The organism is Mesorhizobium sp. M2A.F.Ca.ET.037.01.1.1 (assembly GCF_003998075.1).
Taxonomy (GTDB): Bacteria; Pseudomonadota; Alphaproteobacteria; order Rhizobiales; family Rhizobiaceae; genus Mesorhizobium.
Genome location: NZ_RZSA01000154.1, coordinates 1 through 9,147, shown reverse-complemented (window position 1 = coordinate 9,147; position 9,147 = coordinate 1). Strand labels below are relative to the sequence as shown.

Annotated in this window: 5 protein-coding genes and 1 pseudogene; 3 read left to right on the top strand and 3 right to left on the bottom strand. The window is 64.2% G+C overall.

What is annotated here, in order from left to right:
- From EOA27_RS10490 to EOA27_RS10480, 3 genes and pseudogenes are all read right to left on the bottom strand, one after another.
- Nucleotides 1-599: pseudogene (locus EOA27_RS10490) on the bottom strand (prolyl oligopeptidase family protein); the annotation flags it as partial.
- A 72-nt stretch (nucleotides 600-671) separates the two neighbouring features.
- A complete protein-coding gene (locus tag EOA27_RS10485) occupies nucleotides 672-1,832 on the bottom strand; it encodes an MFS transporter (protein ID WP_126082194.1) in 1,161 nt (386 codons plus the stop codon).
- Between the two features lie 174 nt (nucleotides 1,833-2,006).
- Nucleotides 2,007-3,914: a phospholipase D-like domain-containing protein gene (locus EOA27_RS10480; protein WP_127256105.1), complete on the bottom strand. Its 1,908-nt coding sequence runs from the start codon at nucleotides 3,912-3,914 to the stop codon at nucleotides 2,007-2,009.
- Between the two features lie 205 nt (nucleotides 3,915-4,119).
- Between EOA27_RS10480 and EOA27_RS10475 the strand changes: the two genes are divergently transcribed.
- From EOA27_RS10475 to EOA27_RS10465, 3 genes are all read left to right on the top strand, one after another.
- Nucleotides 4,120-5,697: a trimethylamine methyltransferase family protein gene (locus EOA27_RS10475; protein ID WP_126082192.1), complete on the top strand. Its 1,578-nt coding sequence runs from the start codon at nucleotides 4,120-4,122 to the stop codon at nucleotides 5,695-5,697.
- Nucleotides 5,698-5,799: 102 nt separating this feature from the next.
- Nucleotides 5,800-8,370 carry an FAD-dependent oxidoreductase gene (locus tag EOA27_RS10470; protein WP_127256103.1) on the top strand — a complete coding sequence of 857 codons (2,571 nt, stop codon included), beginning with the start codon at nucleotides 5,800-5,802 and terminating at the stop codon, nucleotides 8,368-8,370.
- 84 nt (nucleotides 8,371-8,454) lie between these two features.
- On the top strand, nucleotides 8,455-9,147 hold a 693-nt coding region (locus tag EOA27_RS10465; RefSeq protein ID WP_189561999.1), incomplete at its 3' end, for a glycosyltransferase family 39 protein.

Sequence of the window (9,147 nt, the reverse complement as noted above, 5' to 3'; positions counted from 1 at the left end):
TAGCCGGACTGCGTCTTGTCCTCTTCCTCGAAAGCCGCCGAGACGAGCACCGTGTCCTTGTCCAGCCAGGAAAAGCCCGACTTGGACGCCGGAGCGCGAAACCCGTCCTCGACGAAGGACCTCGTGGCGATGTCGAACTCGCGCAATTCGCTGGCGTCGCCGCCGTCCGGCGACATATAGAGCAGGCAGCGGTTGAAATCGGGATAGAGCCGGCTCGCCCCGCCGAACACCCATTTCACGCCTTCCTTCGCCGAGAGTTGGTCGAAATCGATGATTGTCTCCCATTCCGGTCTGTCGGTCTTGTAGGAAGCGACAGGCGTGCGGCGCCACAGGCCCAGCGCATTGGTCTTGTCCTGCCAGAAATTATAGACGTGACCGGCAAGTGCGGCCCCGACCGGCATATTGTCCTCGGCCGTCATCAGGTCGAGCGCGGTCTCGAAGGTCGGCTGATAGGAAGGATCACTCTGCAATTCGGCCACCGTCAGCGCATTCTGGCGATGAACCCAGCCCAGCGCTTCCTTGCCGTTGCGATCCTCGAGCCAGAGGAAGGGATCGTCAGCCGCCAATTCAGGCTGGGTTTTGGTCATCGTGCTGGTCATGCAGGTCTCCATCAGGCGCCCCGCCTACATCGCGTTCGCTGCTTGGATATTCAAGAGCCGTGTTAAGATCGACTACAAAACCCGCCGGCGCACGACCGTCGCCGTCGCCAGCGCAGCGCAGATCGCGCCGAGCGTGATTGGAAGCCCGGCGGCGCCGATGACATCCATGACACCGCCGGTGAGCGGCGGCACGACGATGCCGCCGAGGCCCCACATCAGCGAGAAGGCGGCGTTGCCGGCGACCAGCGCCGAGCCGGTGAAGCGTTCGCCGAGCTCGATGATCGACATGGTGTAGATGCCGTAGGAAACGGCGCCCCAGATAAAGACACATACCCAGATCAGCGGCGTCTCAATCAATACCGGCAGAAGCACGCATCCAAGGATGGTCACGGCGACGCAGCCGAAGCGCACCAGGCGCGCCGTCAGCTTTTCGGCGAGCAGGCCGAGCGGCACCTGCATGGCGATGTTGCCGGCGATCATCACCGACAGCAGCGCCGACATACGCGCTTCGGGAATACCGTGATGTGTTCCATAGACCGGCAGCAGGGCCAGGATAGCCTGCTCGAAACCGGCCGCGACGACGACCGCCGACAGGAGCAGCCAGGCCAAGGGTATGAAGCCCAACACCGAAACCTTGTTCTCGGCCTCCTCGACCTTGGGCAGGCGGCGCACCACCGCGGCCAGGCAGGCGCCGCAGAAGAGGAAGGCGCCGATGCCGACCAGGAAAGGCGGCCAGCCTTCGGTGCCGACGGCAAGCAGGCAGAGCGGCCCGGCTGCAAAGCCGGCCGAGATGATGGTGGAATAGATGCCCATGACGCGGCCGCGCCTCGCCGGCGGCGCCAGCGCGATCACCCAGATTTCGCTGAGCACATAGAGCGGGTTGGTCACCACGCCGATCAGGAAGCGCAGTGGGAACCACAGATAGACATTCTGCGTCCAGCCGACCAGGGCCAGCATCAGCGCCGAGAGCGCCGCGCAAGTGAGCGCGGTGCGCCCCGCTCCGAAGCGGCGCGCCAATGCCGGAATTGGCGGCGAGGAAACGATGAAGCCGATCGGCGTCATCGCCGCCGACAGCCCGATCATCGCCGGCGAAACGCCTTGCCGCTGCAGGATGAAGCTCAGCAGCGGATAGGAAAGCCCTTGCGCGATGGCGAACACCGACACGGTCGCGATCACGCCGGTGATCGCGGCCCACTGCACCCTCTCGCTGCTCTTTGAATCCGCCGCGCTCATGGCTGTCCTCGGCTGGCAGCCTTAGCCGTTCGCCTGGGCAGCCGTAAGCCCTCGCACGCGAAAACCGCTTGCTCCAGCCAAGCCCTGTCAGGAGCCTCGGCCGGGCCGGCCAGGCCGGCGGCGAAATCCGCTTGCGTCAACGGCCGCTCAAATGGGCGGGGCCGGCGGAGGCTGCTATGGGAAGTAGCGGGCGATGGCTCCCTTCTTGCCATCGGCATAGGGCTTCAGCCATTTGTCGTCGACGGAAATCCCGTCGTCGTCCGAAGGCCCCTTCCCGATCGTCCGGCGCCAGGCGCGGAACTTGTAGTGGTCGAAGACATCCAGCATGTGCACCGCGTAGGCGGCGGCAAACGTCTTGTCGCCCTCCACGATCACCAGGTTCTCGTCATTCTCGTAGGAGGCCTTGTAGCCGAGGTTGTGGCTGCCCGTGATGACGGTGGCGTTGTCCTCCATCGGATCGATGATGACGATCTTATCGTGCACGATGGCGTGGCCGACGGTCAGCACTTCCGCCTGGAAATCGCGGGCGATCGTCGCGCCGGTCAGGTTCGCCGCCCTGACGATCGAGACGTTCGGCGCCTCCCAGACCTTTTCCGGGAACACGAAGGGCGACTTGCCGTCCTTGTTCGACTTGTGGGTGACCGGATCCTTGGTAGGTGCGACGTAGTTGGGCATCGCCGTCTCGTCGCTGATCGCCCCCTGCACGATCAGCTTCGGATCGGCTTTCGCCGCCGCCACCGCTTGGTCGACGATCGAGTTCTCGCCGAGCTGCGAAGGATTGAACACGAGAAACAGCACCGCGCGCTTCGCCGCCTTGATGCGGGCGAAGACGTCCTCGAGGTCGACCGGGCGCACCGAGATGTCCTTCTTGTTGCGCTCCGGGTCGTTCGGCGAGAACCACACCGTCATGCCATTCAGCGCTACCGTCGCGCCGTCGAGCGGGTTCGCCATATGATTGTCCTTGCGGAACGGCACGCCTTGGGTCTGCGCCACATGTCCGGCGGCGCTCTCGCTGGCCGGCGGCGGGAACACGTCGGTCTTCATCCGCTCCCAATAGGCATTGAACACCTTGGCCATTGCCGGATCGTCGCGGACGAAGGCGTTGTTCGACTGGCCGCAGATACCGGTCGAGGTCCAGTTGGTGCTGCCGGTCATCACCGCCCGCGGATCGCCCTGGGCATCGCGATAGACGGCGAATTTGTTGTGGCCGATATGGTTGTTGTTGAACAGGCGATCGGTCACCACGACGCCGGCGTCATGCAGGCGCTTCCTGAACGGCGCGTTGCCCAAGTCCCATTTCCCGGTCTTGTCGTCCCGGCCCGAATTGGAAAGGATGACCTCCACCACGTCCTTGGCGGCGATGATCGCGTCGCACAATTCGTCATCGCCGAGCTCGTAGAGCGCAAGCCTGACAGTGCCGCCTTCGCTCTTGGCCCGCTTCATCAGGCTGGTAAGCACGTCAGGCACATCGCCATGCAGGTACGCGCGTATCTTGCTTGCCGGGTTCTGCAGCTCGGCTCTGATCTTGTCGCGCTGCCCGACCTTGATGCCTGCTTCCGCCAGCGCGCGCGACATCCATTGCGTCGACAAGACCCCGTTGGTGAAGGCGACCCGCGCGTTGCCGAACATTTGCCCCAGGAAAATCGGCGGACTGACGGCGCCCTGCCCGAGATAGCCGAGCGGACGCGGAGCACCCGTATAGGCAGGCTTGCCGTCCACGACCTGGTCGGGACGCACCGGCACCGGTTCGAGGCCCGGCTTCATGTCGCCGACGGGGCGTACGCGGTAGGCAATCATCTCGCCCTCCGGCCTGAGATGGATACTGTCGCGGCGCCGGCGCACCGTCAGGTCGCGCCAGAACGTCTTCTGCACCGGCCACACCCCGGTGTCCTGCGGTATCCATCTTGGATTGCGCTGTCCCTTGAACGGCACCCACGCCGCCAGGCAACGCTCCTCACCGCTATCGGGATAGAGGCGGACGATCTCGAAGCCGAGGCAACCCGGGATCATCCCATCGATATCCCATGCCAGGAACGCGACCTCGTTGTTGGTTGCCGCGCGCACTTTGATGACGTCAGGCATCGCTATCCCCCTCAAGATGCTCGGCCTGCAAGTATAGCACAAGTAAAAGACGGGAATGTAACAGGCTTCACGCAGCGAAACGGCAGGCGACCGGTTGCCGTCCCGTCATGTCGCTTCCCTCGCCCTAGTGGTCGCCGCCTCCTCACCGGCTGCATGGCCGCCGGTCCATTATGCCGGCCAAATACGTACCCTGACGAGGCATTTCATGACCGCTGCCCTCCATCCCGCCGAGCCGGCACCGGCTACCGATCGCGCCCGCCGTGGCGGCCGCGCGGGCAAGCGCGCCGGCGGCGCGGCCGCTTTCGAGCAGCCCGCCTTCCGGCAGTTGAAGAACCCGCTGACGCCGACCAAATTCGTGTCCGACGACGAGTTGGAATCGATCCACCTCGCCTCGCTGCGCGTGCTGAAGGAGATCGGCGTCGACGTTCTGCACGACGAAGCCCGCCGCATCATGAAGGCGCACGGCGCCGATGTGCGCGAAGGCTCGGAGCGCGTGCGCTTCGACAGCGACATGATCCTCGAGCTCGTCTCGCACTGCCCTTCGGAATTCACACTGCACGCTCGCAACCCGGCGCATAATCTGCGCTTCGGCGGCAACAACGTCATCCTGTCGATGATGGCCTCGGCGCCGAACTGCTCCGACCTCGACCGCGGCCGCCGGCCCGGCAACCAGGCGGACTACCGCAACTTCCTGCGCCTGGCGCAGATGCACAACATCCTGCAATGCACCGGCGGCTATCCGGTCGAGCCGATCGACATCCACCCCTCGGTGCGGCACCTGGAGTGCATCCGCGACCTCGCCATGCTGACCGACAAGGTCTTCCACATCTATTCGCTCGGCAAGGAGCGCAATGTCGACGGCATCGAGATCACCCGCATCGCCCGCGGCATCAGCCGCGAGCAGCTAATGGCCGAACCGTCGGTCTTCACCATCATCAACACCAATTCGCCGCTCAAGCTCGACGTGCCGATGATGGAAGGCATCATCCAGATGGCGAGCATGGGCCAGGCCGTGATCGTCACCCCGTTCACGCTGTCGGGCGCCATGGCGCCGGTCACGGTCGCCGGCGCGCTGGTGCAGCAGAACGCCGAGGCGCTTTCCGGCATTGCCTTCGCGCAGATGGTCAAGAAAGGTGCGCCGGTCGGCTATGGCGGCTTCACCTCCAACGTCGATATGAAGTCCGGCGCGCCGGCCTTCGGCACACCCGAATACATGAAGGCGCAGCTCGTTGGCGGCCAGCTCGCCCGCCGCTACAACATCCCCTACCGCACCTCCAACACTTGCGCCGCCAACACGGTCGACGCGCAGGCTGCCTATGAGAGCGTGTTCTCCCTCTGGGGCGCGATCCAGGGAGGCGGCAATCTGATGATGCACGGCGCCGGCTGGCTGGAAGGCGGCCTGCGCTGCTCCTACGAAAAGACCATCCTCGACATCGATCTTCTGCAGATGGTGGCCGAGTTCCTCACCCCCCTCGATCTCTCCGAGGACGCGCTCGGCTTCGACGCCATCCAGTCGGTCGGCCCCGGCGGCCATTTCTTCGGCACCCAGCACACGCAGGAGCGCTACAAGACCGCCTTCTATTCGCCGATCGTCTCCGACTGGCGCAACTTCGAGACCTGGACCGAGGCCGGCTCGCCGACGGCGATGGAACGCACCAACAAGGTGTGGAAGGAGCGCCTTGCCTCCTACGAGGAGCCGTATATGGATCCGGCCATCCGCGAGGAACTCAACGATTTCGTCGAAAAACGCCGCGCCGAAGGCGGCGCGCCGACGGATTTCTGATTTTCTGTGTGAGGATGAACAGTCGACCCCCACTCCGTCGAGCTTCGCTTAGACTCCACACCAATCATTCGATTCAGTCTCTGTAAAAACGGACCTATCTTCATGAAATCCCATGTAAAAGCGGTTGTCATCGGCGGCGGCGTCGTCGGCTGCTCGGTGCTTTATCACCTCGCCAAGGCCGGCTGGACCGACATCATGCTGATTGAGCGCTCGGAGCTGACTTCCGGCTCGTCCTGGCATGCGGCGGGCGGCTTCCACACGCTGAACGGCGACCCCAACGTCGCCAAGCTGCAGGCCTATACGGTCCAGCTCTACAACGAGATCGAGGAGCTTTCCGGCCAGTCCTGCTCGCTGCATCTGACCGGCGGCGTCATGATGGCCGATACGCCGGAGCGCATGGACTTCCTGCGGTTGGCTCACGCCAAGGGCCGTTATCTCGGTATGGACACCGAGCTGATCACGCCCTCGGAAGCCAGGGCCATGTTCCCGCTGATGGACGAGAAGAACTTCGTCGGCGCCATGTGGGATCCGGTCGAAGGTCATCTCGATCCGTCCGGCACCACCATCGCCTATTCCAAGGCGGCCAAGAAACTCGGCGCGGAGATCGTGCTGCGCAACCGCGTCGTCGATCTGACGCAGCAGCCGGACGGCACCTGGAACGTCGTCACCGAGCAAGGCACGGTCCACGCCGAGCATGTCGTCAACTGCGGCGGCCTGTGGGCGCGCGAGATCGGCCGCATGGTCGGCGTCGAGCTGCCGGTGCTGGCGATGGAGCATATGTACCTGCTCACCGAGCCGATGCCGGAGGTCGAGGAGTTCAACAAGTCGACCGGCCGCGAGATGATCGGCGTGCTCGACTTCAAGGGCGAGATCTCCACCCGCCAGGAGCGCAATGGCATCCTGCTCGGCACCTATGAAAAGGCCTGCAAGCCGTGGTCGCCGGTCAACACACCGTGGGATTTCGGCCACGAGCTTCTGCAGCCCGACATCGACCGCATCGCGCCGTCGCTGGAGATCGGCTTCAAGCATTTCCCCGGTATCGAGAAGGCCGGCATCAAGCAGATCATCAACGGACCCTTCACCTTCGCGCTCGACGGCAACCCGCTGGTCGGCCCGGTGCAGGGCCTGACCAATTTCTGGTGCGCCTGCGCCGTCATGGCCGGCTTCAGCCAGGGCGGCGGCGTCGGCCTGGCGCTCTCCAACTGGATGGTGCATGGCGATCCGGGCTTCGACGTCTGGGGCATGGACGTCGCCCGCTTCGGCGAATGGGCGACGCTGCGCTACACCAACGCCAAGGTGCGCGAGAACTATTCGCGCCGCTTCTCGATCCGCTTCCCGAACGAGGAACTGCCGGCCGCCCGCCCCGCGCAGACGACGCCGCTCTACGACACCATGCTCGCCAACAATGCGGTCATGGGCGATAGCTGGGGTCTGGAAACCCCGCTCTGGTTCGCGCCCAAGGGCACCGAGCCGAAGGACATCGTGTCCTTCCACCGCTCCAACGATTTCGGCCCGATCGGCGAGGAAGTGCGCGCCACGCGCGAGAAGGTCGGCGTCACCGAGATCGCCAACTTCGCCAAATACGAAGTGTCCGGCCCGGGCGCGGAGGATTTCCTCAATCGCCTGATGACGAACCGCATGCCGAAGGTCGGCCGCATCGTGCTGACCCCGATGGTTAACGAGTTCGGCAAGCTGATCGGCGACTTCACCATCGCCAAATCAGGCGAGGATCGTTTCATGATCTGGGGCTCGTCGGCCGCGCAGAAATACCATATGCGCTGGTTCGAGAAGCACCTGCCGAAGGATGGGTCGGTGCGCATCCACCGCTTCGACCAGACGCTGGTGGGTCTCTCCATCGCCGGCCCGAAATCCCGCGACCTGCTGCAGAAGCTGGTCGATGTCGACGTCTCGACCAAGGCATTCCGCTTCATGGACTTCCGCGAGATGGCGGTCGGCGGCGCGCCCTGCATGGTCAACCGCATCACCTATACCGGCGACCTAGGCTACGAAATCTGGATGGCTCCGGCCTATCAGCGCCTTGTCTACAAGGCGATCAAGGAGGCGGGCGAGGAATTCGGCCTCGTCGATTTCGGAATGCGCGCGCTGCTGTCGATGCGTCTGGAAAAGAACTTCCCGACCTGGTTCCGCGAGCTTCGCCCGATCTACGGTCCCTTCGAAGGCTCGATGGATCGCTTCATCAAGCTGGAGAAGAACGACTTCATCGGCCGCGAGGCGTCGGCCAAGGAGCATGCCGAAGGACCAAAACTGCGGCGCGTCTCCTTCATCGTCGATGCCGTCGACGCCGACGTGATGGGCGACGAGCCGATCTGGGCCAAGGTCAGCAAGGTCTATGGCACGGTCGAGAAGCCGCATGGCTACGGCGCGCCGCGCTTCGACGAAACGGGCAAGGAAGTCCGCGGCTCCAAGGCTGCCGAAGGCGCCTCCGCCGTGCGCGGCATCGTTGATGGCGAATGGCGCGTCGTCGGCTGGGTGACGTCGGGCGGCTATGCACATTCCGTCCAGAAGTCGATGGCGCAGGGCTACGTCCCTGCCGCTCTCGCCGAGGACGAAAGCGCTGGCCTGTTCGAGATCGAGATTCTCGGCCACCGCCGCCCGGCCCGCATCAATCTCGAGCCGCCCTTCGACCCGAGCGGCGAGAAGATGCGGACCTGAAGCCCCACGAATTGTTGGATCGCGCCGGTTGCTGTGGCATGGTCGATGCCCCGCTACCGGCGCATCAGCATGAGAAGACCCCCCTTGCGGCAGCTAGAGAAATGGACCGATTGGCTCTGCGATGGACAGGTCGGTCCATTCAGCGCCGCGATCGCGTCGGTCCTCGTCTACTGCCTGACGCAGATCGTGGCGATGACGCTGTTGTCCCATGTCGCGGGCACCGGCGTCGGCGTCGACGATTCCGAGCAGCTGATGGAGATGCGGTTTTTGGCCGCCGGCTACGGCAGCTCGCAGCCGCCTCTATACACCTGGCTGGCGATGCTTGCGGCCTCTGTGGTCGGAACCAGCGTCCTTGCCCTCAAGATCGTCAAATATGGCTTGCTGGCGGCGGGGCTGACCGCCTATTTCACCGCCATACGCCGCCTCGGCTACTCGAACCGCGCCGCTGCCGCCGGCATGTTCGGGCTGCTTCTGTTTCCTCAGATCTTCTGGGAAATGCAGCACGCCCTCGCCCACTCGGTCGCCATATTCTGTTTCACCTCGGTGCTGCTTCTGGCGCTGGTCGAGGTGGAAAAGCGGCGATCGGCCGTTGCCTATGCGTTTTTGGGCCTGGCGACGGCGGCCGCGATGCTGTCGAAATACAACATCATCATCTTCCTTGCCGCCCTGTTCCTGGCATCTCTGTCGGTCCGCGAAACGCGTGAGGCGATCTTCGACCGTCGCTTCCTGATCAGCGTGGCGGTAGCGATCCTTGCCTGCCTGCCGACGCTTTATTGG